We start from the raw sequence: 24,015 nt of genomic DNA, 5'->3' as shown, positions 1-24,015 counted from the left end.
TGGGTGAGACGGATGAAGGAAAAGCTTGAGGCGTTATTGCGCGCGGCCTTTGAATGCCGCGCTTCCGACGTGCATTTGACCGTCGGTGCGCCGCCGATTTTTCGCGTGAACGGGGAGTTGAGAGCTTACGGCCATGAGCGCCTGCACCCGGAGGAAACAGAGCAAATGGCGAAAGCCGTCATTCCGGCGCCGCTTTGGCAGCAGTTTCAGGAAACCGGAGAGCTTGATTTTTCGTATGGCATTGCCGGCGTTTCCCGCTTTCGCTTAAACGTGTTTAAACAGCGGTCATGCGTGTCGCTCGCCGTGCGCCTCATCCCGGTGCGCATCCCGACGCTGGAGGAGCTTGGCCTGCCGGATGTTTTAAAGCGCATCGCCGAAAAGCCGCACGGACTCGTGCTTGTCACCGGACCGACCGGCAGCGGCAAATCGACGACATTGGCGGCGATGATCGACTATATGAACAAAACGATGTCGAAACATATCATCACGCTGGAAGATCCAATCGAGTATTTGCATAAACACGGGAAATCGATCATCGACCAACGCGAGGTGGGATTCGACACTGGCAGTTTTGCCGCCGGATTGCGTGCTGCGCTTCGTCAAGATCCAGACGTCATTTTAGTCGGGGAAATGCGCGATTTGGAAACAATCCAAACGGCAATCACCGCCGCGGAAACGGGCCATTTAGTGCTTGGCACGCTTCATACGGCGAGCGCGCCGGCGGCGATTGAGCGGATGATTGACGTCTTTCCGCCGGCCCAGCAGGCGCAAATCCGGCTGCAGCTTGCTTCCGTGCTCGTGGCCATCATCGCTCAGCGCTTGTTTCCAAACAGACACAAAACCGGGCGGACGGCAGCGCTGGAAATTTTAGTGAACAATGCGGCCGTCGCCAACTTAATCCGCAACGAAAAAGAACATCAAATCATCAATATTATGCAAACGAGCCGCAGCCTCGGCATGCAGACGATGGAAATGAGCGTTAAGGAACTTGCAGCCGCTGGACGCATCGATCCGCTGGCGGCTGAAGTGTATTTGGCAGGGGAGCGTGGGGACGATGGCGCAGTTTAAGTACGAGGGGCGCGACCGAAGCGGACGGAAAAAAGCTGGGGTGATCACTGCCGTTTCGCGGCGCGAGGCGGCGGCAAAGCTTCGGGAAAAAGGAATTCGCCCGCTGGCGCTTGCCGAAGTGCCGCCGTCCATATGGAACAAAGAAATTTCGTTTGGCCGCGCCGTCAAACTGCAGCACTTTGTCATCTTTTTGCGCCAGTTCGCAACGCTTGTGCGCGCCGGAGTGACGATCGTCGATTCGATCCGCATTTTGGCGGAGCAAACGGAAAGCAAGCCGCTCGCTAAGACGCTTCTTGACATCGAACAGTCATTGCGCGGCGGGAACCCGCTCTCAGCGGCAGCGGCGAATCATCCGCGCATCTTTCCGCCGCTGTTTGTCAACATGGTGCGCGCCGGTGAAGCGAGCGGGACGCTTGACGAGACGCTTGACCGCTTGGCCGATCATTTTGAAAAAATGCATCGGACGCGGCAAAAAATCGCCTCGGCGCTCGCCTATCCGATTGCTGTTGCCATCATTGCCACCGCGGTCGTTATTTTTTTGCTTGTCGCCGTTGTGCCAACGTTCGTCGAGATGTTCGCCGAGTTCCACGCTGAACTGCCGGCGATTACGAAGTTTGTGCTCAAAGCAAGCAGTGTGATGCAGCGGTATTGGTGGGCCGTCGTCCTGCTTTTTGCCGGCGTGTACGCATCGTTTGTGGTTCTTCGGCGGCAAAAGACAACGAAGTACTATTTGGATTATGCCGCCCTGCGGATGCCGATTTTTGGCACGCTCGTGCAAAAGGCGGCGCTCGCCCGCCTGACGCGGACGCTCAGCTCGCTTGTTGCAAGCTCGGTGCCGATTTTAGAGGCGCTTTCTATCGCCGGGCGCGTCGTGGAAAATGAAGTGATCGCATCTGTGCTGGCTGAAGCGCGAACCTCCCTCGAGCGCGGGCAATCGCTCTCGGAGCCGCTCCGCCGCCATTGGGCGTTTCCGCCGCTTGTTGCGCAAATGATCACGATCGGCGAACAGACCGGTGCGCTTGACGCCATGCTCGGCAAAGTCGCCGATTTTTACGAAGCGGAAGTCGATGCGGCCACCGACCGATTGAAATCGCTCATCGAACCGCTTATGATCGTGCTTCTCGCCGGCATCGTCGGGACGATCGTCACTTCGATCATCGTGCCGATGTATGATATTTTCAACCATATTCAACAATAAGATAAGAATATATTCCTATTTTTCTTCCTATGTTGTAGAATAATAGAGAAAACAAGATAAAAATGAAAGAAAGGGAGAGTGAACCATGTTCAAACGGATGTTGAAAAACGAGCGCGGCTTGACGCTCATCGAACTGCTCGCCGTCATTGTCATTTTGGGGATCGTTGCGGCGATTGCCATTCCGGCGATCGGGGGGTTGATTGACAATTCGAAAAAAGACGCGCACGTTTCGAATGCGCAACAAATGATCAATGCAGCGAAAATCGCCGTGACGGCGGATAAGGATTTGATACCGGCGAATGGGAAGTATACACTTGTTACGCTTGAATACTTAGAAGATAAGGGATATTTAGAAACAGTAAAAGACCCGGATGGAGGCACCAATTCGTATGAAAAAGGTACAGGTGCACAGCAAATGCAGACAGGCTTGAGTAGTGATCCTAAGGCTGATTATTCTTACGTACTTATCAAAAATAATAATAATAAACTAAGTTACTTTGTCAAATTAATTAACAATGAACGGGGGGTACATAATAGTGGGGCAGCTGTCGAAGAACAAAATCTTAAACGCAGTGTAGTTGGGCCTGCGACGACCAACAACGCAAGTGGAAGTTAAGAAGATAGCTGGAAATAGAAAAAGCGTTAGGAATTAATATCTATGAATCAAATTGCCTTAACTTTGGTTTTCCTCTACTCCCTCCTCCTCGCCTCATTTTTCAACGTTGTCGGGCTGCGGGTGCCGGTCGGGGAGTCGATCGTCCGCCCGCGGTCGCATTGTCCGGCGTGCGGACGGACGCTATCGGCGGGGGAGCTCATTCCGGTTGTGTCGTATGTCGTGCAGCGCGGGCGGTGCAAAGGGTGCGGGGGGCGCATTTCTCCCCTTTACCCGGCGATGGAATTGGCCACCGCTGCCTTGTTTACGGCCGCGCCGATGTGGGTCGGCTGGAGCGGGCGGCTCGTTGTGGCGTGGACGTTGATCAGCTTGTTTGCCATCATTGTCGTCTCCGATCTTCGCTACATGCTCATCCCCGACCGGGTGCTTTTGGTGTTTGCCGGTTTGTTTTTGGTTGAGCGGCTTGTGATTCCGTTTTTGCCGTGGGCCGATATGCTCCTTGGGGCGGCGGTCGGATTTTCGCTTTTATGGCTGATCGCCGTTTTGTCCAAAGGCGGGATGGGCGGCGGCGATGTGAAGCTGTTTGCCGTGCTTGGGTTTGTGCTCGGTTGGAAAATGGTGTTGCTCGCGTTTTTCTTGGCGACGTTGTACGGAACGGTGATCGGGCTTGTCGGCATGGCGTTGGGCCGCGTGCGGCGCGGCAAGCCGATGCCGTTTGCGCCGGCGATCGCACTCGGGGCGTTGACCGCGTTTTTCTTCGGAGAAGCGATCGTGCGCGCGTATATTTCACTCATGATGTAAAGACGGCAGAAAGGAAGCGGAATGAAGATGGCGTTATGGCGGCGAAAGGCGAAACAGGCGAACATCATCATCAAAGATCATGTCCTGCGCTATGTGGAAGCAAAGCCGGGGCAGCCGCCCGAGGCGAGGCGATGGGGCGAGCGAGCCTTGCCGCCCGGCATCATCCGCGATGGAAAAATCGCCGATCGGGAAACGTTGGCGATGATTTTGGACGAATGTGTTGACGAATGGAAACTTGACGGGCGGCGTGTCCGCTTTGTCGTTCCCGATCCGTTTGTGATGATCCGCCATTTGCCGCTTCCCGCTCATTTGCCGGACGAGGACATCCGCGGCTATTTGTTTATGGAGCTTGGCGAATCGATCCCGCTTCCGTTCGCCGATCCGGTGTTTGACTACGTCGTGGCCGAGAGAACAAACGAGGTGCTGAACGTGCTGTTGTTTGCCGCGCCGGAAGAGGCGGTGGCCGAATATGCGGCGCTCTTGGAAGACGCCGGCCTGCGCCCGGTGGCGGCCGATGTGTCCCCGCTTTGCGCCTATCGCCCGTTTTTTGTTGCCGGACAAGCCGCGGCGGACGACCACATTTTGCTTGTCCAGTTTGACGAATCGGCTGTCAATTTGAGCGTCTTCCACCGCCATTTGCCGCAGTTTATGCGCCATGTGCCGCTTGAGGCGCCCGGGGAGCCGACGGCGGCGATCGTCGACCCGTTTATTGACGTGTATAAAGAAATCGAGCGGATGATGAGCTTTTATTCGTTTTCCATCCAGCAAGGAAAACAGCAAATTACGCGCCTCTTCCTCACCGGCGACCATCCGCGGCTTGACGATGTGTTTGCCGTTATGTCAGAGCGGCTTGATGTGCCGCCGGAGCGGCTTTCTCGCTCGCTTGATCCGTTGCCGGACCGTTATCATCTCGCCTGGGGATTGGCGTTGAAAGAAGGAATGGCTGACCATGATCGTTGACATCAACTTGCTGCCGCGCAAAGAGCCGCGCCGTGCGGCGGGCGCCGTGCTGGCGGCCTTCGCCGTTTTGCTTCTGCTGCTTGGCGCTGGGGGAGGCTACTGGCTGATGGAGCGTGCGAATCAACGGCTCGCGGCGCTTGAAGGGGAGCTTCGGCAAGTGCGCGCCGAGCAGGCGGCGATGGAGGCGAAGGGAAAAACGACGGAGCAGCAGCAAGCTGAGCAAGAGCTTGCTAAAGCGGTCGAATGGGCGAACCGTTATCCGCTCAAAACGGTGCCGCTGTTGCGTGCGTTGGCCAAACAACTGCCGGAGCGCGGCTTTATCATGAACTTTTCGTATGCCGGTCAAAAGACGGTGACGATGACAGTGCAGTTTGATGCGGCGGAAGAAGCGGCCTATTATTTAGATCGGCTTGAGGAAGTTCATTTGGTCAAAGCCGTCAAATTGACCGGCATCTCGGCCAGCGGCGAAAGCGGCGGGGCAGAGGGGGAAACGATCGTGCCGCGGTATATCGCGCAATATGAGCTGGAACTTCAGCCGACAAGAAAAGAGGGGGACAACGAATGATGGGCCGTTTTGGCAAATGGCCGCTCGTGTTTACCGGGGTGTTTCTTCTTGCCGCTCTTTTGTTTGCCGCTTTCTATGTTTTTGTGCTCATGCCGCGCTACGAACAAATGGATCGGCTCGAGTCGGTCGTACAAAGCGAGAAAAACGTGTTGGCTGCAATGAAAAAGCAGGCGGCGGGGAATCGAGAAGAAACGGCAGAGAGCCTGGCGGCTTTGCAGAGGAAAGTGCCGGTGCGCCCGTTCGCCGACCAACTGTTGCTGGCGTTTCAAAAAGCGGAATATATTTCTGACAGCCGGTTATTGAGCGTCAGCTTCGCTGAAGGGCAAGGAACCGGAGAATCTCCTTCGCAAGGGAACGCGAATGGAGCGGAAAGCAAGGCGTCCGGAGACAAGGCGTTGATTCCTCCAAGCGGCATCCAGTCTATTACCGCCCAATTGACGGTGGAATCTCCCTCCTATTATCAGCTTGAACGGTTTTTAGAGGTGCTTGAGCACTCTGAGCGCATTTTGGCGGTGGAAGGATTGACGTTTACCGGCCCGCCGGAGTTGACGTCCACCGCTGTCGACGTGCAACCGCTCGCCTATTCCATCAATGTCCGCGCCTTTTACGCGCCGCAGCTTGAGAAATGGAAGCAGCTCATTCCCATCCGCGATGTCCCTCCGCCAAGCGGCAAAGACAATCCGCTCGTGGAAGTGGCGCCGCCTTCGGGACGGTAGCGGGGATGGTGGAAGGCCGATATGCTCATTCGCATGAAGCGGGGGATGACCCTCATTGAGCTTTTGGCTGTGCTCGTCATCATCGGTATTGTGGCGATGATCGTCGGTCTTGCCATGTGGACGGTGATCGACCGTGCGCGCGAGCGGGCGTTTGTTTCCGATGCGTATGGACTATATGAAGCGGCGCGGCTGTATGTCGGCGCCGAGAAAGTGGAATTTTTGCCAGCCCGTTCTTCTGCCATATTGTCGTATGGAGAATTGGTGGGCAACGGTTTGCTGGATCCAATCGAAGATCCGTTTACCGGAAATGTATTGCCGCCGGAAACGAATCCATCGTACGTGCTTGCCACGAAGCGGGAAGACGGCGGGATCGATTATGCCGTTTGCTTAAAAGGCGAGACAAAGCAGCTTTGCACCTATGAGGGGCGCGAGCAGCCGATTCCTGTCGAAGCGCTGGGGACCGAGGCGATTCGCAACCGTTGATGTCGGAAAATGAAGAACAGAAGCGGGGACAAGACGACAAATGTCTTGTTCTTTTTTTTTCCGTTTGTGGTAAGATAGGCGAAAGAAATCGAAGCATGAAGAAGGACGGTGGCCAAATGGACAAGCAGCGCATGCGCATTATGGTGAATATCAACGGCAAGCCCCGCCCATTTACCGTGGAGCGTTCGTCGGAAGGACGGCCGTCCGAGGAGTCGGGTGGATATCCGGTGGACAGCCATCTAGGGAAAGGACAGCGAGCCAAAAACGAGGCGGATGACAGCCGCCAAGTGAGCGCGTTTCAAGAAGGCGGGCCATCCGCAGGCAAGCCATCAACAGGCCTGTGGGTTGTGGAGGATGGGCAAGTTCGAGAAGATGTTGAAACGACGGGTTGGGAAGAGGCGGCCGCCCTTGAGGCGGATGAACGGGTCATTTCCGTTTCCGAGGCGATGCAACAAAAGAAAAGCGCCAGACGTCGGACATGGCGGCTGCCGGCTCAAGCCAAGTCGCTGCTCGCCGCCGCGTTGGTCGCTGCGTTGGTCGGCATGGCGTTTGGCATGACGGTGCTGCGCATCATTCCGAAGGAAAAATTGGCTTCGTCGCCGGCATCTGAAGCGATGACGGAATTGACAAAGCCTGAAACAGCGGCGGGCGAAGAAGGAAGAGAAAGCGTCGTACGAGCGCCGTTTTCCATTGCGGTCATTCAAGCTGGCGTCTATTCGAATGCGGCGGCGGCCAAGCAGGCGTCCGAATCGATCAAAACAGCAGGCGTGCCGGTCGTCGTCGCGGGGCAAAAACCGGCAGCGCTCTATATCGCCGTCGGCGCGGATAAGGAAACGTTGCGGACGGTCAACGACCAATACCGCCAAAGGGTGCCAAGCACGTATGTCAAAGAGCTGTCGTTTGCCGCCGAAGCGGCGGCGCGCCGGTCGGAGGCCATCCAAAAAGGGGAGGTTTTGTATGAAAACATGGCAGCGGTCTCCGCGGCTTTGCTTGGCGGCAGGAAAGCAGGAGAAGATGACTGGCAGGCGCTCCAAAAGGCGTATGACGCGTTAGAAAAAAGCAACGCTTCAAGCGACAAAACAGTCGGGCGGTATGTTGAAGCGCTGAAGCAGGCGTATGTCGCCCTTGCCGCATACAAAGAGCAACGGGATGAAGCGCTGTTGGCCAAAGCCCAGCAACAGCTGCTCGAGGCGCTCGCCGCTTATATCAAATTGGTGCCGCTAGGGAGCTAGGAGCCCCGTTTTTTTTTGCCTATTGCATATAAGTTGCAATAAAGAATTTCCGATTTTTTCGTTTCTACATTTATCTCCATACAAGTCGACTATGATATAACGTGGCGAGTGACCGGCTGGATGTAAAACAAATTATTATAGATAGATGGCAACGAAAACGTTTCACATATCCTTGACGGAAAAGCCGTTTGTCCATTTTTCGACTGTCGAAGGCAAGCCTGTGGCTTGGACGACCGAACAACCTCCCGCTTCACAGACCCATACATGAATCTGAAAGCGGCGTTGTTCGGCCGCCCCACAGTCGCTCAAATGACTTGGAAAAGCTGCAACGGTTCATGCTTCAAATGGCATCTATACAGAAAATTGCCTTTCACCGCAAAATTTGCTACGATACAAATGAATCTTCCGAGCCGAAACGAGCGAAAGGAGAATGAACGATGCCTCCACGGTTCGTGCTTGCTTCCCGCTCCCCACGCCGCAGGCAGATCCTCGAGCTGGCCGGTTGGCCGTTTGACGTTCAAGAAAGTCAAGCCGATGAGACGATCGCCCCCGGAACGCCCCCTGATGAAGCTGTCCAACTGCTTGCCCGCCGGAAAGTTGAGGCGGTGGCGCCGTCTGTCCCTGATGCGTACGTTCTTGGCGCTGATACAATCGTGGTGTGCGATGGCCGCTTGTTAGGGAAGCCGCGCACGGAAGAAGAAGCATTCGCCATGTTGCGGCTCTTGTCCGGGCGAACGCATGACGTATGGACCGGCGTCGCCATCGCACTCCCTCATGGATCAATCACATCGTTTGCGGAAAAAACAGCCGTCACGTTTTGGGAGCTGGGAGACGAGGAAATCGCCGCCTATATTGCGACCGGGGAGCCGATGGACAAGGCGGGGGCGTATGGCATCCAAGGCCGCGCCGCCCTGTTTGTCAAACGGATCGAAGGCGACTATTTGACGGTCGTCGGCCTGCCGCTGTCGCGGACGGTGAGGGAATTGCGCCGGCTCGGGTGGCCGCCGGCATAGATGAAAGCACAGGCGGCCGCCGTCTGGCGCCTTTTTGGCAAAAGAACGCCCCCGCAAACGGATTCTGCTGTCGTACCGAGGGGCGGTTCAAGCCTCTCCATCTTTCGATGAAGCAAAACAAAAAAGGGGGAGTATGATGGCGTGGATGATCCGCGATGTGCCGAAAGACAGCCGGCCGCGTGAACGGCTGCTGTCATCAGGGCCAGAAAGTTTATCCGACCATGAACTGATCGCCATTTTGTTGCGCACGGGCACGAAGGAGGAGTCGGTCGTGCAGCTCGCCCAGCGTCTCCTTCGCCATTTTGAGGGGCTGAGGTCGCTCAAAGACGCAACGGTCGAAGAAATGACGAACATCAAAGGGATCGGGCCGACGAAAGCCGTGCAAATTTTGGCGGCGCTCGAGCTCGGCCGACGCATCCACCAGTCCGGCTGCGCCGACCGCTATGTGATTCGTTGCCCGGAAGACGGAGCGAAATACGTCATGGAAGATATGCGCTTTTTATCGCAAGAACATTTTGTCGCCATTTATTTAAATACGAAAAATCAAGTCATCTACCGCAAAACGGTGTTCATCGGCAGTTTAAACGCCTCGATTGTCCATCCGCGCGAAGTGTTTAAAGAGGCGATCAAACGTTCCGCCGCCTCAGTCATTTGTGTGCATAACCACCCTTCTGGCGATCCGACTCCAAGCCGCGAAGACATCGATGTGACGAAACGGCTCGCGGAATGCGGCCGCATCATCGGCATCGAGCTCTTGGATCACCTCATCATCGGCGATCAAAAATTCATCAGTTTGAAAGAAAAAGGCTATGTCTGACGGTTCTCATTTTTTGTCGAATCAGTTATAATATCAACTATGGGTTTTTCCGAATCCGTTCGGGCGGTGTTGTACAATTTATAAATGACTTGACATCTGATCCATGTTGTCAATAGAAAATCATATGCATTTCGTTTCGGAAAGGAAGATCGATCATATGTTTGGAATTGGGACGAAAGATCTCGGGATTGATTTAGGAACAGCGAATACGCTCGTTTATGTGAAGGGAAAAGGGATCGTTTTGCGCGAGCCGTCGGTTGTCGCCATTCAGCGCGACACGAAGCAAATCGTCGCCGTCGGCAATGAAGCGAAAAACATGATCGGGCGCACGCCGGGCAACATCGTGGCGCTTCGTCCGATGAAAGACGGCGTCATCGCCGATTATGAAACGACGGCGACGATGATGAAATATTTCATTCGCAAGGCCGTCAAAACGAAAGGGTTGTTTGCCAGCAAGCCGTATGTGATGGTATGCGTGCCGTACGGCATCACAGCCGTGGAGGAGCGCGCGGTCATCGATGCGACTCGCCAGGCTGGAGCACGCGATGCCTATACGATTGAAGAACCATTTGCGGCCGCGATCGGCGCCAATTTGCCGGTGTGGGAGCCGACCGGGAGCATGGTCGTCGACATCGGCGGCGGTACGACTGAAGTGGCCGTGATTTCGCTCGGCGGCATCGTGACGAGCCAGTCGATTCGCATCGCCGGCGATGAAATGGATGAGGCGATCATTCAATACATCCGAAAAACGTACAATTTGATGATCGGAGAACGGACGGCGGAGGCGATTAAAGTCGAGATCGGCTCAGCCGGAAATCCGGAAGGAATCGGAAACATGGAAATTCGCGGCCGCGACTTGCTCACTGGGCTGCCAAAAACGATCGAAATCAGCGCCGAAGAAGTGGCTGAGGCGCTGCACGATACGGTCTATGCGATCGTCGAGTCGGTGAAAAACACGCTCGAAAAAACACCGCCGGAGCTAGCGGCTGACATTATGGACCGCGGCATCGTGCTGACAGGCGGCGGCGCTTTGTTGCGCAATTTGGACAAGGTCATCAGCAAAGAGACGGACATGCCGGTCATCGTCGCGGAAAATCCGCTTGATTGCGTGGCCATTGGCACCGGGAAAGCGCTCGACCACATCGACTTGTTTAAAAACAAGGCGAGAGACCATCGCTGACGGTAAGAAGGTGTGACGCATGCCACAGCTTTTTGGGAATAAGCGTCTCATTTTTTTGCTCGTCAGCATCGTCATCCTTGTCATGTTGATCGGCTTTTCCCTGCGCAGCCGCGAAGAATTGACGTGGCCGGAGCAGTTTGTAAAAGATACGGTCGGTTTTGTTCAGCTTCTGTTTGGGAAGCCCGCCCAGCAAGTCGCGGGCTTCTTTGAAAATGTGAGCGATCTTCGCCGTACATATAAGGAAAACGAACTGCTGAAGGCAAGACTTGAGGAATATGCGGCGCTTGAGACCGAGGTCGAGGCGCTGCGGCAAGAAAACGAACGGCTGCGCGCGTTGCTCGATAAAAAAGAGAGCTTGCGTGATTTTGTTTCGATTCAGGCGACGGTGATCGGGCGGAACCCGGATCGTTGGCGGGAAACGATCATCATCAACAAAGGCGAGCAACACGGCGTGAAAAAAGATATGGCCGTCATCACCCCAGCGGGGCTTGTCGGCAAGGTGCAGCACGCTTCCCAATTTACGTCCACTGTGCAGCTGTTAAGCGCGCTTGACCAAAACAACCGCATTTCCGCTTATATCCAAGGAAAGGAAAACGTGTTTGGGTTGATCGAAGGCTACGATGAGAAGCGGCGCGAGTTGCTGCTCGGAGAAATTCCGATTGACGCCAAAGTGGAAAAAAGGCAAAAAGTGTTGACTTCCGGCCTTGGCGGCGTGTTTCCGAAAGGGCTGCCGATCGGTGAGGTGACTGAAGTCAAGCCGGACCAATACGGATTGACGAAAGTCGTCTATGTCAAGCCGTTTGCCAACTTGTATGATATTGACGACGTCATGATTGTGAAACGAACCATCGATGCAGCACTGCAGGAAAAGGAGGAGGCAAAGTGAACAAGTGGCGTCTCCCTTTCCTTGCGGTGTTATGTTTTGTGAGTGAGAGCCTTTTTGTTGATATATGGCCAAAAGGCGACTTGTATGTCCACTATTTTTTTGTTCCCCGGTTTTTTCTTGTTTTTCTCGTGTTCACAGCGATGCATTTCGGCGGGACGCGGGCGATGGGGTACGGGTTTATCTTCGGGTTTCTGTATGACTGCGTCTACACAGAGCTGCTCGGTGTTTATGCGTTTGCCTATACGCTTATCGCCTACTTGGCGGGCAAAGCGATGAAATGGTTCCACCAAAACTGGTTCGTTGCATCGCTCTTGTCGCTGCTTTCCATTGTGCTGCTTGACAGTTATGTCTACGGCATCCAGCTGTTGATCGGGCGGACCGATTGGTCGTTTTCTGTTTTTTGGGACCGCCGTCTATGGCCGACGCTGCTTCTGAACGTCGCGTTTTTGCTCGTCTTTTCGTACCCGCTCGAACGGCGATTGGCCAAAATTCGCCGGTTTGAGCAGGAAGAATAAAAGAGGAAAAACGGCCCGTTTTGTAGAATTATTCGTTGGGGTGAACGTTGTGGCGAAACAAAAGCAGCAGTATGTGACGATTAAAGGGACGAAAGATGGGCTGACGCTGCATCTCGACGACCGCTGCTCGTATGACGATTTATTGAAAGAAATCGAGGAGCGGCTTGTCAAACAAGCTGGCGTCGCGCCAGACAGCCCCCTTGTCTCTGTTCATCTGAAAATTGGGAACCGCTATTTGACGCCTGCCCAAGAGGAAGAGGTGCGTGCGCTCATCCGCCGTTCAAAAAATTTGGTCGTCGATTCGATCGAAAGCAATGTCATGTCGAAAGCAGAAGCGATAGAATGGATGAGAAAAACGGAAATTGTGCCCGTTTCGCGCATTGTCCGTTCGGGACAAGTGCTTCATGTCGAAGGGGATTTGCTGCTGATCGGCGACGTGAACCCTGGCGGAACGGTCATTGCCGGAGGCAACATTTTCATTCTCGGCGCCTTGCGCGGCATCGCCCATGCCGGGTATGCCGGCAATAAACAGGCGATCATCGCTGCATCGGTCATGAAACCGATGCAGCTGCGCATCGGCGACATCATGAGCCGAGCGCCCGATTCGAAAACGGATGAAGGAAATGAAATGGAATGCGCCTATATTGATGAGCATAACCAAATTGTTGTCGACCGCCTTCAGCTGCTTATGCATTTGCGGCCGAATTTGACGCGCTTAGAAAGGAGAATGTGACCGTGGGAGAAGCGATCGTCATCACTTCCGGAAAAGGCGGCGTCGGCAAAACGACGACGACCGCGAACCTTGGGACGGCCCTCGCCATTCTAGGGAAGCGGGTGTGCCTTGTCGACACCGACATCGGGCTGCGCAACCTCGATGTCGTGCTTGGGCTTGAGAACCGAATTATTTATGATTTGGTCGATGTCGTTGAAGGGCGTTGCACGGTGCAGAAGGCGCTTGTGAAAGACAAGCGGTTCGATAACCATTTGTATTTGTTGCCGGCCGCGCAAACGAGCGATAAGTCGGCGGTCAACCCCGCGCAAATGAAACAGCTCATTGAGGAGCTGAAACAGGAATACGATTATGTGCTCATCGACTGTCCGGCTGGAATCGAACAAGGCTATCGCAACGCTGTCGCCGGCGCGGACGAAGCGATCGTCGTCACGACGCCGGAAGTGTCGGCGGTCCGCGACGCCGACCGCATCATCGGCTTGCTTGAAGCGGAGGAGCACGTCAAACCGCCGCGCCTCATCATCAACCGCATTCGCAGCCATATGGTGAAAAACGGCGATATGTTGGATGTCGACGAAATCATCTCGCATTTATCGATCGAGTTGCTCGGCATTATCGCCGACGATGAAAACGTGATCAAAGCGTCGAACCGCGGCGAGCCGATTGTGCTGGACCCAAACAGCAAAGCGTCGATCGCCTTCCGCAACATTGCCCGCCGCATCCTCGGCGAGTCGGTGCCGCTGCCGCCGCTTGAGGAAGAGGAGAAGGGGCTGTTTTCAAAGATTCGGAAAATATTTAGTTTGAAATCATGAAGTTGGCGCAAGAAGGCCGTTGAATGGGCCTTCTTTTTTTATTCATAATTGTTGTGCTGTTTGGAATTCCTGATCTGTAACAACGGAAGCAGATGGTATCGATCGGTTGCGGCGCTCAGCCGAAACGTTGGTGTGAAACCGTTTGAGGGATTTGTTCGCGGACGTGTTCGGCGAGGCGCGGCGAAAAACGCTCGTTCATATTCCATGAGGTTGTCTCATAAATTAGTACAAACGTTGTTGGAAAGGTGGAGGGGGGACGTATGGATCGACGCGTCCGTGAGATGAAAAAACGCATTGAAAAACGAAGAAGGGAACGTCAATATAAGGGGCAGGTTCCAAAAGAATCTAGATGGAGCGCCGCTGATGAGGAGCGGTACGGGCTGCCGGTCGTCACGTACGACCGCTATTCGTTTGAATCAGAGCCGCATCCGCTGTTTCGCAAAGAGTGGTTTCTTTTTCAAACCCTCATCGCCGCTTGTCTCGTGCTCGTGACGGCCATTGTGTTCCGGCATCCTTCCGCTTCGCTCGAGCCGGCGCGGCAGTTTATTGCCCGGACGATGGAAACGGAGTTTCAGTTTGCGGCTGTCTCAGCGTGGTATGAGAAAGCGTTCGGTGAGCCGCTCGCTTTTTTTGCACCGCAAAAAGAAACGAAGACGAAACCGGCGCCTTCCTACGCTGTGCCCGCTTCCGGCCGGGTGTTGGAGAGCTTTGACCAAAACGGGCAAGGAGTGATGATCGAAACCGAGAATGGAGCCAAAGTGGAAGCGATGAAAGAAGGAATTGTCACCTTTGCCGGTACGAAAGACCGTCTTGGCAAAACGGTCATCATCCAACATGCGGACGGCACGGAGACGTGGTACGGACATTTGGGGGCCATTTCAGTGAAATTGTATGACTTTGTTGAAATGGGGCAGGAAGTTGGCACGGCCGAGGCGAGCGAGGCAAATAAACAGAAAGGGCTGTTTTATTTTGCGATTAAACAAGGAGATGAATTTATCGATCCGATTCAGGTGATCTCCTTTGAATAAGTATATGGCGCTGCTCGGGAAGCTGCACGTCCACCCGCTGTTATGGCTGATCGGCGGCATCGCGGTGCTTACCGCCCATTTCAAGCAGCTTTGCCTGCTGTTTTTCATCGTCCTCGTTCATGAGCTCGGCCATGCGGCGGCAGCCGCGTTTTTCTCTTGGCGGGTGAAGCGGATTTTGCTGCTGCCGTTCGGCGGAGTGGCGGAAGTCGAAGAGCACGGCAACCGGCCGTTTGGCGAGGAGTGGATCGTGACGCTCGCCGGGCCGGCCCAGCATCTGTGGCTCACAGCGGCGGCGTTTTTTTTGTGGAAGGCCGGCATGATGGATGGCGGGAGCTGGGAGCTCTTTTTTCGCTACAATGCGGCCATTTTCGCTTTGAACTTGCTGCCGATCTGGCCGCTGGATGGAGGCAAGCTATTGTTTTTGCTGCTGTCCTACCGCCGCCCGTTCAGCGAAGCGCACCGGAACACGGTCGCCATATCGGCCGCCGTGCTTGCTGTCGGCGTCGTTCTTTTGTTTGTGTTGGCGCCGCGCCAGCTTGATTTATGGGCGATCGCCGCCTTTTTGGCGCATGCTCTTTGGCAGGAGCAAAAGCAGCATCCGTATGTCGTCATGCGCTTTTTGCTTGAGCGGTATTATGGAAACAAAGGCGGCTATACAAAGCTGCGGACGATTACGGCGCCGGCGGACGAACGCATCTCGGCCGTGCTGCAGCGATTTTACCGCGGACAAAAGCATGCGATCATCGTCGTTCGCGACGGGCGCGAACGGGCGACGCTCGATGAAAACGAGCTGCTGCATGCGTTTTTTGCCGAAAAACAAGCCGATGCGCCGCTTGGCGCTCTCATCTATTGATCGTGGCTATATATAAAAGTTTCACATATCCTTGATGGAAAAGTCGCTTATCTATTTTTCGACTGATGAAGGCAAGCCACAGGCTTGCCCTCGTCACACCTTGGCGTGACGGGAGGCCGAACAGCCGCTCGCTTCACAGACTCATACATGGGTCTGACAGCGGCGTTGTTCGGTCGCTCGACAGTCGATCCAATGCTCGGCAAAAGCTGCAAATGTGAAAGCTTCAAATGGCATCTATATAGTCGTTTGCACCGTTTCATCATCGCCCGCCGGGGGACGAAGGTGTGAGTAAAATATTTGTGGGTGACATTCAGGAATGATTCCCCGACGAGGGTTGCGAACTTTTGTTCGCGACGCTCGTCGGGGCCACCAAGCGAAGCGCGGTAGAAAAAAGCAAATGTCATGCAAAAAGGACTCTCTCCCTGCTATGATGGTGATGACCAACATCCATAAAACAGGAGGGAGAGAGTCCATGAAACATCTTACCACAGAATGGCCTTTATTAAAAGAGCTGGAGGAACAATTAGTCAGAACTCTTCAAAAGGTGTTCGCTGTCTTGTTGGCGGCCCTTTTGGAGGAGATTGATCAACAACTGGCGGAAGCGCGGGACAAGCGCCGGTATCAGCTGAAAGACAAACGGCCGACCACGATCCAAACGCTGTTTGGAGAAGTGACGTTTCGACGGAACTACTACTATGACCGGCAAACGGGGAACTATACCTTCTTGCTGGATGCCGAACTGGGCTTTGATGGAGCGCAGTCGATCAGCCCTTGCCTCGAGGAAACGGCGGTCGAGTTGGCCGTAGAGTGCTCTTCCTACCGCAAAGCAGCCCGTACGTTGGAGTCGATCGTGGGGTATGCGGTCCTAAGCCACGAGGCGATTCGCCAACTGGTGCTGGAGGCCCCTGTCTCGCTGCACCACCCTGTTTCCCAACGGCACGGCCGAGTGCTGTTTGTGGAGGCGGATGGGCTGTTCATTTCCCGCCAGGGGAAAGGGAAACGGGCGAAAGAAGAGAAAATCCTGGCGATTCACGAGGGATGGAAACGAAACGGTTCGCAGCTTGAGCTCGTGAACCGGCGCCACTACCTCCATGAAGGGGAGGGAGACGTGTGGGAACGGTTCGAAGAGTGGCTGATGAACGAATATGCCTATGATCCGTGCCGGGACCTTTTGATCATCAACGGCGACGCGGCGTCGTGGATCACGGCCTGCCGGGAGTATTTTGGGAAGCGGGCGTGCTTTCAGCTGGATCGATTTCATGTGGCGCGGGAGCTGCGTCAGTGTCTGTCCGGCCATTCGCGTTGGCGGGAGGTGCGGAAGAAGCTGGCGAAACAAGACGAAGAGGGGCTTCTCGTGGAGCTGAACAGCGCGGTCGGCACGTTGGAGGACGAAGCGAAAGAGAAGCAGATGGCTGCCATGATCCGCCGGATCGAGTCGATGCCGGGATGCATCCGGGACTATCGGGAGTGGCTGTCGGAGCAAGGGGTGGAGACGACCGGCATGCGTCCGATGGGCCACGCCGAGAGCGTGATGAGCCGGTTTGCGCATCGGGTGAAATCCCGCCGCAGCTGGAAAGACCAAGGGCTTCGGGCGTTTCTGAGGGCGATGGCAGCCCGAATCGACGGGATTTGGCGGAGAAATGGGCAGTTGGTGGAGGAAGAAGAGACCCGAACGGCAGCCTCGGCCTCGACGAAGTCCAAGCGGGTTGAACAGGCCAAACGGAAGGCAGGACGGTTGTGGGCAGATGTGGTGCGTCAGAATCTACCGTGTCTGCAGCGGTCATCCGGGACGCCGATCCATCGAGCGTTGTCGGCGCTTCGGGATTTTGGTTGGGTGTAAAAAAATGGAATACAATATCATCACCTCAAGATGAGGGATGAGAGTCCGAAAGCGCTTACGATATCAATTCCTGAAAATGGTTCGCTAACTAGTGATTGACAACACCCGTAGTGAACCGAAAAAATGTTCTCCACAAAGTCTTGACTGACTCGGGACGAAGATGACGGTTGACGGACGGCCGTTTCTATGTTACGATAGATGACGTTGTAGACTTTTTGTCCTGCCAACAAGGGCAAAAGAGGGCGGCTGTCGCAAAAAGACGCACCCGCACTACAACCGCTCAGCGCGGGCGATGAAGCGCTCCGTCTTGGGCCGCCTTGGCGCTGGCGAGTCTGAGTCTATGAAGGAGGTGCGATGCATGTACGCAATTATCGAAACTGGCGGCAAACAATTGAAAGTCGAAGAAGGCCAAGAAATTTACATCGAAAAATTGGATGCGAATGAAGGCGATACGGTCACGTTTGACAAAGTGCTGTTCGTCGGCGGGGAAACGGTGAAAATCGGCAACCCGACAGTCGAAGGCGCAACCGTGACGGCGAGAGTGCAAAAACACGGCCGACAAAAGAAAATTATCGTCTTCAAATATAAAGCGAAAAAGAACTATCGCCGCAAACAAGGCCACCGTCAGCCGTACACGAAAGTCGTCATCGAAAAAATCAACGCGTAACGATGATCCGCGTCACGATTGAACGGGAAGCGGACGGCCGCATCCGCGCGTTTACGATGGAAGGGCACGCCCATTTTGCGAAACGCGGGCAGGACATTGTATGCGCCGGCGCTTCGGCGGTCTCGTTCGGCACGATCAACGCCATCGAGACACTTATTGGCGTAAGCCCGCATGTTTCGCTCGGCAAAGACGGCGGCTACCTCCGCTGCGAGCTTCCGGAGCTGGAAGAAGCGGCGGCAGAGAAAGTGCAGTTGTTGTTGGAAGCGATGGTCGTTTCGCTAAAGACGATCGAACGCGATTACGGAACATTTATCCGCGTGACATCCATCTAGCGGGAGGTGACTGCCATGCTGAGACTTGACCTGCAATTTTTTGCTTCGAAAAAAGGGGTCGGTTCGACGAAAAACGGCCGCGACTCGATCGCGAAACGTCTTGGCGCAAAACGGGCTGACGGTCAATTCGTCACCAGCGGTTCGATTTTGTACCGTCAACGCGGAACGAAAGTCCATCCGGGCTTGAACGTCGGCCGCGGCGGCGACGATACGCTGTATGCGAAAATCGACGGCATCGTCCGCTTCGAGCGGCTCGGCCGCGACCGCAAACGCGTCAGCGTCTACCCGGTCAGCCAAGAAGCGTAATCGATGTGAAAAAACTCTAACCGTTCGGTTAGAGTTTTTTCTTTTTGGCGTAGAAAAATCGTTCCCGTTCAATGTCAAAAAATGTTATAGTAAAAGTACATATGCCTCCCCCATGGAGGCGGAAGTCCAAGCGAGGCAGGGAGCCTACGCTTAGTGGATAGGGGAGCGTTGGATGGAGAAGCGATGGACTGTCGTTGAGGTGATGCGCCATGCCCGCCATGACTGGCTGAACAAAATCCAGCTCATCAAAGGGCATTTGGCGCTCAATAAAATCGAACGGGTGCAGGAAATCATTGAAGACATGATCGCCGAGATGCATCAGGAAACACGGTTGACGAACTTGAAAGCCGAGCAGTTCGCTGAGCTTGTCATGACTTATAACTGGGAGCCGCGCCCGCTTTTTCTTGAGTATGAAATCACGGACGGCGAAGCCGATTGGTCGCGGTGCGATGAGCAGCTGACTGAATGGTGCCGCCAATTTTTTCACCTGCTTGAAGCGCAATCCGATGAGCGGACAGAAAACCATTTATGTTTGTCCATTGAGCTGTCCGACCGACGGGCGGCGCTGTTTTTGGATTATTGCGGCACGTTTCGAGATGGCGAAGCCATTCGCACTTGGCTTAAGCGCTGCGAACCATCACCGCCGCTTCGGCTCGCGTCGTTTGCCGTTGGCGAGGGCGAATTGACGGTGGAGCTTGAGCTTTTGGCGGCGGAATCTTGACCATTGGTTGGACGAAGGAAAATGGAAGGCAAAGCTTATTTTGCCCTAAGAGGTGCGAACGGATCGATCCAATCGGACCGAAAAGCGGCGGCTGGGCTTGAACCGCCCGCCAGCCCGCAGACGGCCGATGCTTGCGTACATATTGACATCATGGAATCGACTCTGTATACAATAATAAGTATTAGTCATACTCATTTCGCCATGATACCATGATGGAAGCGAATCGGAGGAACAGCCATGTTTGTTGATCAGGTGAAAATTTATGTGAAAGGCGGGGACGGCGGCAACGGCATGGTCGCGTTCCGCCGGGAAAAATACGTCCCAAAAGGCGGGCCGGCCGGCGGAGACGGCGGCAAAGGCGGCGATGTCGTCTTTGTCGTTGATGAAGGGCTGCGGACGTTGATGGATTTCCGCTACCAGCGCCATTTTAAAGCGCCGCGCGGCGAAAACGGCATGTCGAAAAACCAGCATGGCAAAAATGCGGAAGACTTGATTGTCAAAGTGCCCCCAGGCACCGTTGTCATCGATGCGGATACGAACGAAGTGCTCGCCGATTTGACCGAGGCGGGGCAGCGGTTTGTCGTCGCCAAAGGCGGGCGCGGCGGGCGCGGCAACACCCGATTTGCGACGGCGTCCAACCCAGCGCCGGAAATTGCGGAAAACGGCGAACCGGGCGAAGAGCGCAACATCATTTTAGAGCTGAAGCTTCTCGCTGACGTCGGGCTGGTCGGGTTTCCAAGCGTCGGCAAATCGACGCTGCTGTCGGTCGTCTCCGCAGCCCGTCCGAAAATCGCCGAGTACCATTTTACGACGCTCGTTCCGAACTTGGGCGTTGTCGAAACGGAAGACGGGCGCAGTTTTGTGATGGCCGACTTGCCGGGATTGATTGAAGGGGCCCATCAAGGGGTCGGGCTCGGGCATCAGTTTTTGCGCCATATTGAACGGACGCGTGTCATCGTCCATGTCATCGACATGGCGGCGGTCGAAGGGCGCGATCCGTACAACGATTATCTCGTCATCAACGAAGAGCTGAAACAGTACAATTTGCGCTTGACCGAGCGGCCGCAAATTGTTGCCGCCAATAAAATGGACATGCCGAACGCCGAAGAAAATTTGCGCCGCTTCAAAGAGAAAGTCGGCGATGCGGTGCCAGTCTTTCCGATTTCTGCAGCGACAAGACAAGGAGTGCGCGAGCTGTTGTTTGCCATCGCCGACCTGTTGGAAACGACGCCGGAATTCCCGCTTCATGAACGGGAAGATCCGGCCGTGCAGCGCGTCGTGTACAAATATGAAAAAGAGGAGCCGCCGTTTACGATCACCCGCGCCAGCGACGGAGCATTCATTTTGGCGGGCGACAAAATTGAAAAGTTGTTTAAGATGACGGATTTCTCGCGCGAAGAATCGGTGCGCCGCTTCGCCCGCCAGCTGAAGGCGATGGGGGTGGATGATGCGCTGCGCGAGCGCGGCGCGAAAGACGGAGACACGATCCGGTTGCTTGATTACGAGTTCGAGTTTGTCGACGACTGGGATGAATAGAGCGGGGGAAGGTGCGGTGGAGAAAAAATTTTATTTGGTGCGCGAAGACGTCCTGCCGGAAGCGATGAAGAAAGTCGTGCTCGCGAAACAGCTGCTTGAGCGGAAAAAAGCCGCCTCGGTCGCCGAGGCGGCGCAGCTCGCCAACATCAGCCGCGGTGTGTTTTACAAATACCGCGATGCCATTTTTCCGTTCCAAGCGGTGACGAAAGAAAACATCGTCACGCTCTTTTTCCATTTAGAAGACCGCTCCGGAACGTTGTCACAGCTGCTTGGCGTTGTGGCGGCGGCCGGCTGCAACGTGCTGACCATCCATCAAACGATTCCGCTTCAAGGGAGGGCGAACGTGACGCTGTCGGTCAGCACAAACGATATGAACGAGGAGATCGATGAACTCCTCGCTAAGCTCAAACAGCTCGAATTTGTCGAAAAAGTGGAAATTGTCGGTTCGGGAGTGTATTAAAGCAAGGGAGAGGCAAACGAGATGAAAATCGGTTATTTAGGACCGAAGGCGACGTTCACCGAAGCGGCGGCTGCTCTTCTTTTTCCGTCGCAGCCGCGGGAGCCATATGACACGATTCCCGATTGCATTGACGCCGCGGCGGCCGGAGAGATTGAAGCGGCCGTGGTGCCGCTCGAGAACGCCTTGGAAGGATCGGTCAATTTGACACTCGACTATTTAATTCACGAACAGCCGTTGCCGATCATCGGCGAAATCGTTGTGCCGATCGAGCAACATTTGATGGTGCACCCATATTTCACCCCTCATTGGCGCGAAGTGAAAGAAGTGTATTCCCACTCGCACGCCATTGCCCAATGCCGGAAGTTTTTGCATACGGTGCTGAAAGGGGCGAAGCAAGTGCCGATGACGTCAACGAGCGCCGCCGCGAAATTTGTGAGCGAGCATCCGCACTTGCCGGCGGCGGCGATCGCCAACCGGCTGGCGGCGGAAAAATACGGGCTAGTGATCGTGCAGGAAAACGTCCACGATTACGATTACAACCATACGCGCTTTATTGTCGTCAGCCGGCGCAAAGAGCCGCTTTCGCCTGCTTCGCCTCTTTATGCCGGCGACAAGACGACCGTGGTCGTCATGCTGCCGCAAGACCGTCCGGGCGCACTCCATCAAGTGTTATCAGCGTTTGCCTGGCGGCGGCTCAACTTGACGAAAATCGAATCGCGCCCAGCGAAAACGGGCCTTGGAAATTATTTCTTTATTATTGACATCGACGCGCCGATGGATGACGTCCTCATCCCGGGGGCGATCGCGGAAATTGAGGCGCTCGGCTGCACTGTGCAGCTGTTGGGCAGCTATCCATATTATTTTGCTTGACACAGACAAAAACACGCGGGCGGTCTGCTGCCGTCCGCCTGTTCCTTTTTAGACGGCCCGCCGCGCAGTATTCCGCAGGGAATGAACCGATGTTCGGCCAGGTCCAGTTTACGCTTCGATGAGAAAGCCGGCTTGTTTCAAGGCGCGGCAGGCGGCGTCAAGCTTCACTGGTGAATCGGCTTCCAGCGTATGCAAATGGGTTCCGTCCGTCAGCTGCAACAAATACGACGATTTTGTCGCCTCGATTTTGGCGATGAATTGGTCGACTTCCAGGCGGTTGCTCACCATGATCGAGGCGGTTAAATCGCCGTAAACCGGATGCTCGATTTTGACGTCCTTGACTGTCACGCCGCAATCCACGAGCAAATACAACTCTTCTTTCGTCTGTTCTGGCGTATGGAAGCAGGCGACCGTCCTCGTGTACGTTTTGGCCGGTTCAGCCGGCTTTAAATACAAATAGCCTTGGCTTGTGGCGATGATTGGTTCGTTGCGCGCCTTTAACAGTGAAATGTCTTGGACGATCACTTGGCGGCTGACGTTCGTTTTCGCTGCCAGCTCAGCCCCCGTGAGCGGCGCTTCGCTTTCTTTCAACCATTGCAAAATGAGCTGGCGCCGCCTTTCCCCTAAAATTTTCTTTTCCTCTTTCACCTGCCATTCCTCCTTTCATGCCGATGTAAGTCGCTCCAATGTGGAAACGAACTGGTCGATCTCCGCTTCGGTCGTGGCCGCGCCCAATGAGACGCGGATGAATTGCTTCGCTTCTTCAGGCGTTTTCCCGACGGCGAGCATCGTCCGCGACGGCGCTTGCAGCCCGACTTGGCAGGCGCTGCCGGTGGAAATGGCGATGCCGGCGCGGTTGCATTCAAGCATCACAAGCTGCCCTTCGTACCCAGCGACGGACAAACCGATAATATGGGCAAGACGGAAATCGGGATGGCCTTCCACCGCCACCGGCAGCTGTTTGGCGGCGATGGCGTGAAGCAACCGATTCCGCAGTCGTTCCAAACGCGACTGTTCGTCCGCCATTCGTCGATGGAGCTGCTGCGCGGCCGTAATGAAGGCGGCAATACCCGGTACGTTGACCGTTCCCGGCCGAAAGCCTGATTCGTGCGTCGCTCCCGGGAATACCGGCTTCCAATGCCGGCGCGGGTTGATGTACACAGCGCCGACCCCTTTGGGACCGTACACTTTATGGGCGGAAACGGATAGGCTGTCTAGTCCTATCTCTTGAACATCTAGCTGTATTTTAGCAAAAGTTTGCACGCAGTCGCTATGAAAAAGGACGCCGTGCGCCCGCAGGAGGCGGCCGATGTCGGCAAGCGGCTGAATCGTGCCGATCTCTGAGTTGGCATGCTGAATGGAAACGAGAACGGTCTGCGGCGTGATGGCGCGTTCCAAATCGGCCAGCCGAATGCGCCCGAATCGGTCAACGGGCAAATACGTGACCGTATATCCTTCTGTTTCCAGCTGTTTGAACAGGTGATGGAGCGAGGCATGCTCGATTTCGGTCGTGATCAGGTGGTTTCCCTTATGCCGGTAGGCGGCAGCTAGCGAACGGATCGCGAGCACGTTCGCTTCCGTTCCGCCGCTTGTGAAATAGATCCCTTCCGCTTCTCCGTTAATCATGGCGGCGAGTTCGCGCCGGCATAAGACAAGCAGTTGTTTCGCTTTCGTTCCGATGTCATGCAAGCTGCTTTCGTTGCCAAAGTAAACGGACGCCGCTTCAGCGTAAGCGGCGATCGCCTCTTGGCACATTGGCGTCGTTGCCGCGTAATCCAAATAAATCATATTCCCCCGCCTTTGCATCATTTTT

The 24,015-nt window shown here is 55.0% G+C and carries 28 protein-coding genes and 1 other annotated feature; of the genes, 26 read left to right on the top strand and 2 right to left on the bottom strand.

Annotated elements, in window-relative coordinates; all coding sequences use genetic code 11:
- Positions 1 to 12 precede the first annotated feature (12 nt).
- From QWV57_RS13385 to pheA, 26 genes are all read left to right on the top strand, one after another.
- Positions 13 to 1,068, top strand: a complete 1,056-nt coding sequence (locus tag QWV57_RS13385) for a type IV pilus twitching motility protein PilT (protein WP_041470558.1) — start codon at positions 13 to 15, stop codon at positions 1,066 to 1,068.
- Entirely contained in the window at positions 1,055 to 2,266 is a 1,212-nt protein-coding gene (locus QWV57_RS13380) for a type II secretion system F family protein (protein ID WP_129447336.1), read from the top strand. The genes QWV57_RS13385 and QWV57_RS13380 overlap by 14 nt, the downstream gene beginning before the upstream one ends.
- Before the next feature lie 85 nt (positions 2,267 to 2,351).
- Complete coding sequence (locus QWV57_RS13375; RefSeq protein WP_129447335.1) at positions 2,352 to 2,882, top strand: prepilin-type N-terminal cleavage/methylation domain-containing protein; 531 nt, start codon at positions 2,352 to 2,354, stop codon at positions 2,880 to 2,882.
- Between the two features lie 42 nt (positions 2,883 to 2,924).
- On the top strand, positions 2,925 to 3,680 hold the full coding sequence (locus QWV57_RS13370; protein ID WP_129447334.1) for a prepilin peptidase: 756 nt from the start codon (positions 2,925 to 2,927) through the stop codon (positions 3,678 to 3,680).
- Between the two features lie 21 nt (positions 3,681 to 3,701).
- Positions 3,702 to 4,640 carry a type IV pilus biogenesis protein PilM gene (gene pilM / locus QWV57_RS13365; protein ID WP_082825830.1) on the top strand — a complete coding sequence of 313 codons (939 nt, stop codon included), beginning with the start codon at positions 3,702 to 3,704 and terminating at the stop codon, positions 4,638 to 4,640.
- Entirely contained in the window at positions 4,630 to 5,205 is a 576-nt protein-coding gene (locus QWV57_RS13360; protein WP_129447333.1) for a fimbrial protein, read from the top strand. The genes pilM and QWV57_RS13360 overlap by 11 nt, the downstream gene beginning before the upstream one ends.
- A complete protein-coding gene (locus tag QWV57_RS13355; protein ID WP_129447332.1) occupies positions 5,202 to 5,921 on the top strand; it encodes a pilus assembly protein PilO in 720 nt (239 codons plus the stop codon). Before QWV57_RS13360 ends, QWV57_RS13355 begins: the two co-directional genes overlap by 4 nt.
- Before the next feature lie 21 nt (positions 5,922 to 5,942).
- Complete coding sequence (locus QWV57_RS13350; RefSeq protein ID WP_011232097.1) at positions 5,943 to 6,404, top strand: type II secretion system protein; 462 nt, start codon at positions 5,943 to 5,945, stop codon at positions 6,402 to 6,404.
- A gap of 116 nt (positions 6,405 to 6,520) precedes the next feature.
- Complete coding sequence (locus QWV57_RS13345; protein WP_129447331.1) at positions 6,521 to 7,636, top strand: stage II sporulation protein D; 1,116 nt, start codon at positions 6,521 to 6,523, stop codon at positions 7,634 to 7,636.
- A gap of 437 nt (positions 7,637 to 8,073) precedes the next feature.
- Entirely contained in the window at positions 8,074 to 8,649 is a 576-nt protein-coding gene (locus QWV57_RS13340; protein WP_129447330.1) for a Maf family protein, read from the top strand.
- Positions 8,650 to 8,785: 136 nt separating this feature from the next.
- Positions 8,786 to 9,466 carry a RadC family protein gene (radC, locus tag QWV57_RS13335; RefSeq protein ID WP_013144611.1) on the top strand — a complete coding sequence of 227 codons (681 nt, stop codon included), beginning with the start codon at positions 8,786 to 8,788 and terminating at the stop codon, positions 9,464 to 9,466.
- Positions 9,467 to 9,623: 157 nt separating this feature from the next.
- Positions 9,624 to 10,646 (top strand): rod shape-determining protein, encoded by a 1,023-nt coding sequence (locus QWV57_RS13330; RefSeq protein ID WP_011232093.1) that lies wholly within the window; start codon positions 9,624 to 9,626, stop codon positions 10,644 to 10,646.
- A 19-nt stretch (positions 10,647 to 10,665) separates the two neighbouring features.
- A complete protein-coding gene (gene mreC, locus QWV57_RS13325; protein ID WP_020278405.1) occupies positions 10,666 to 11,532 on the top strand; it encodes a rod shape-determining protein MreC in 867 nt (288 codons plus the stop codon).
- Entirely contained in the window at positions 11,529 to 12,047 is a 519-nt protein-coding gene (gene mreD, locus QWV57_RS13320) for a rod shape-determining protein MreD (RefSeq protein WP_129447329.1), read from the top strand. The genes mreC and mreD overlap by 4 nt, the downstream gene beginning before the upstream one ends.
- A 49-nt stretch (positions 12,048 to 12,096) precedes the next feature.
- Positions 12,097 to 12,780, top strand: a complete 684-nt coding sequence (minC, locus tag QWV57_RS13315; RefSeq protein ID WP_020278403.1) for a septum site-determining protein MinC — start codon at positions 12,097 to 12,099, stop codon at positions 12,778 to 12,780.
- 2 nt (positions 12,781 to 12,782) lie between these two features.
- Positions 12,783 to 13,589, top strand: a complete 807-nt coding sequence (minD, locus tag QWV57_RS13310; protein ID WP_014196423.1) for a septum site-determining protein MinD — start codon at positions 12,783 to 12,785, stop codon at positions 13,587 to 13,589.
- A gap of 260 nt (positions 13,590 to 13,849) precedes the next feature.
- Entirely contained in the window at positions 13,850 to 14,617 is a 768-nt protein-coding gene (locus tag QWV57_RS13305) for a M23 family metallopeptidase (RefSeq protein WP_060787742.1), read from the top strand.
- Positions 14,610 to 15,470 (top strand): site-2 protease family protein, encoded by an 861-nt coding sequence (locus QWV57_RS13300; protein ID WP_063193079.1) that lies wholly within the window; start codon positions 14,610 to 14,612, stop codon positions 15,468 to 15,470. Before QWV57_RS13305 ends, QWV57_RS13300 begins: the two co-directional genes overlap by 8 nt.
- Before the next feature lie 472 nt (positions 15,471 to 15,942).
- Positions 15,943 to 17,310: an ISLre2-like element ISGsp3 family transposase gene (locus QWV57_RS13295; protein WP_301099953.1), complete on the top strand. Its 1,368-nt coding sequence runs from the start codon at positions 15,943 to 15,945 to the stop codon at positions 17,308 to 17,310.
- Positions 17,311 to 17,574: 264 nt separating this feature from the next.
- Positions 17,575 to 17,654 (top strand) — a sequence feature (ribosomal protein L21 leader region).
- A 14-nt stretch (positions 17,655 to 17,668) separates the two neighbouring features.
- Positions 17,669 to 17,977: a 50S ribosomal protein L21 gene (rplU, locus tag QWV57_RS13290; protein WP_011232086.1), complete on the top strand. Its 309-nt coding sequence runs from the start codon at positions 17,669 to 17,671 to the stop codon at positions 17,975 to 17,977.
- Between the two features lie 2 nt (positions 17,978 to 17,979).
- Positions 17,980 to 18,309 carry a ribosomal-processing cysteine protease Prp gene (locus tag QWV57_RS13285; RefSeq protein ID WP_011232085.1) on the top strand — a complete coding sequence of 110 codons (330 nt, stop codon included), beginning with the start codon at positions 17,980 to 17,982 and terminating at the stop codon, positions 18,307 to 18,309.
- A 15-nt stretch (positions 18,310 to 18,324) separates the two neighbouring features.
- Complete coding sequence (gene rpmA, locus QWV57_RS13280; RefSeq protein WP_011232084.1) at positions 18,325 to 18,615, top strand: 50S ribosomal protein L27; 291 nt, start codon at positions 18,325 to 18,327, stop codon at positions 18,613 to 18,615.
- 172 nt (positions 18,616 to 18,787) lie between these two features.
- The gene (locus QWV57_RS13275) at positions 18,788 to 19,336 is read left to right on the top strand and encodes a sporulation initiation phosphotransferase B (RefSeq protein ID WP_015375495.1); all 549 of its coding nucleotides are present in this window, start codon (positions 18,788 to 18,790) and stop codon (positions 19,334 to 19,336) included.
- Between the two features lie 237 nt (positions 19,337 to 19,573).
- On the top strand, positions 19,574 to 20,872 hold the full coding sequence (gene obgE / locus QWV57_RS13270; RefSeq protein ID WP_011232082.1) for a GTPase ObgE: 1,299 nt from the start codon (positions 19,574 to 19,576) through the stop codon (positions 20,870 to 20,872).
- 16 nt (positions 20,873 to 20,888) lie between these two features.
- A complete protein-coding gene (locus QWV57_RS13265) occupies positions 20,889 to 21,332 on the top strand; it encodes an ACT domain-containing protein (protein ID WP_011232081.1) in 444 nt (147 codons plus the stop codon).
- Between the two features lie 21 nt (positions 21,333 to 21,353).
- Positions 21,354 to 22,202, top strand: a complete 849-nt coding sequence (gene pheA, locus QWV57_RS13260) for a prephenate dehydratase (RefSeq protein WP_011232080.1) — start codon at positions 21,354 to 21,356, stop codon at positions 22,200 to 22,202.
- 108 nt (positions 22,203 to 22,310) lie between these two features.
- Here pheA and QWV57_RS13255 read toward each other — a convergent pair whose 3' ends face one another.
- Positions 22,311 to 22,850, bottom strand: a complete 540-nt coding sequence (locus tag QWV57_RS13255) for a transcription repressor NadR (protein ID WP_013144620.1) — start codon at positions 22,848 to 22,850, stop codon at positions 22,311 to 22,313.
- A gap of 15 nt (positions 22,851 to 22,865) precedes the next feature.
- Complete coding sequence (locus QWV57_RS13250) at positions 22,866 to 23,990, bottom strand: IscS subfamily cysteine desulfurase (RefSeq protein WP_129447168.1); 1,125 nt, start codon at positions 23,988 to 23,990, stop codon at positions 22,866 to 22,868.
- Between the last annotated feature and the right edge of the window lie 25 nt (positions 23,991 to 24,015).

The sequence above is a fragment of the Geobacillus zalihae genome (assembly GCF_030414215.1).
Lineage (GTDB): Bacteria > Bacillota > Bacilli > Bacillales > Anoxybacillaceae > Geobacillus > Geobacillus zalihae.
Note: the sequence above shows the minus strand (reverse complement) of the source record. Positions and strands in the feature narration are given on the sequence as shown.

Bases quoted from the DNA above. Each gene is read 5' to 3' on its own strand.
- QWV57_RS13345 (WP_129447331.1), top strand. From the start codon at position 6,521: ATGGACAAGCAGCGCATGCGCATTATGGTGAATATCAACGGCAAGCCC.
- radC (WP_013144611.1), top strand. From the start codon at position 8,786: ATGGCGTGGATGATCCGCGATGTGCCGAAAGACAGCCGGCCGCGTGAA.
- rpmA (WP_011232084.1), top strand. From the start codon at position 18,325: ATGCTGAGACTTGACCTGCAATTTTTTGCTTCGAAAAAAGGGGTCGGT.
- obgE (WP_011232082.1), top strand. From the start codon at position 19,574: ATGTTTGTTGATCAGGTGAAAATTTATGTGAAAGGCGGGGACGGCGGC.
- mreC (WP_020278405.1), top strand. From the start codon at position 10,666: ATGCCACAGCTTTTTGGGAATAAGCGTCTCATTTTTTTGCTCGTCAGC.
- rplU (WP_011232086.1), top strand. From the start codon at position 17,669: ATGTACGCAATTATCGAAACTGGCGGCAAACAATTGAAAGTCGAAGAA.
- QWV57_RS13330 (WP_011232093.1), top strand. From the start codon at position 9,624: ATGTTTGGAATTGGGACGAAAGATCTCGGGATTGATTTAGGAACAGCG.
- pilM (WP_082825830.1), top strand. From the start codon at position 3,702: ATGAAGATGGCGTTATGGCGGCGAAAGGCGAAACAGGCGAACATCATC.
- QWV57_RS13250 (WP_129447168.1), bottom strand. From the start codon at position 23,990: ATGATTTATTTGGATTACGCGGCAACGACGCCAATGTGCCAAGAGGCG.
- QWV57_RS13285 (WP_011232085.1), top strand. From the start codon at position 17,980: ATGATCCGCGTCACGATTGAACGGGAAGCGGACGGCCGCATCCGCGCG.
- QWV57_RS13350 (WP_011232097.1), top strand. From the start codon at position 5,943: ATGCTCATTCGCATGAAGCGGGGGATGACCCTCATTGAGCTTTTGGCT.
- QWV57_RS13375 (WP_129447335.1), top strand. From the start codon at position 2,352: ATGTTCAAACGGATGTTGAAAAACGAGCGCGGCTTGACGCTCATCGAA.
- pheA (WP_011232080.1), top strand. From the start codon at position 21,354: ATGAAAATCGGTTATTTAGGACCGAAGGCGACGTTCACCGAAGCGGCG.
- QWV57_RS13275 (WP_015375495.1), top strand. From the start codon at position 18,788: ATGGAGAAGCGATGGACTGTCGTTGAGGTGATGCGCCATGCCCGCCAT.
- QWV57_RS13355 (WP_129447332.1), top strand. From the start codon at position 5,202: ATGATGGGCCGTTTTGGCAAATGGCCGCTCGTGTTTACCGGGGTGTTT.
- QWV57_RS13360 (WP_129447333.1), top strand. From the start codon at position 4,630: ATGATCGTTGACATCAACTTGCTGCCGCGCAAAGAGCCGCGCCGTGCG.
- QWV57_RS13295 (WP_301099953.1), top strand. From the start codon at position 15,943: ATGAAACATCTTACCACAGAATGGCCTTTATTAAAAGAGCTGGAGGAA.
- QWV57_RS13305 (WP_060787742.1), top strand. From the start codon at position 13,850: ATGGATCGACGCGTCCGTGAGATGAAAAAACGCATTGAAAAACGAAGA.
- QWV57_RS13385 (WP_041470558.1), top strand. From the start codon at position 13: ATGAAGGAAAAGCTTGAGGCGTTATTGCGCGCGGCCTTTGAATGCCGC.
- QWV57_RS13340 (WP_129447330.1), top strand. From the start codon at position 8,074: ATGCCTCCACGGTTCGTGCTTGCTTCCCGCTCCCCACGCCGCAGGCAG.
- QWV57_RS13370 (WP_129447334.1), top strand. From the start codon at position 2,925: ATGAATCAAATTGCCTTAACTTTGGTTTTCCTCTACTCCCTCCTCCTC.
- QWV57_RS13380 (WP_129447336.1), top strand. From the start codon at position 1,055: ATGGCGCAGTTTAAGTACGAGGGGCGCGACCGAAGCGGACGGAAAAAA.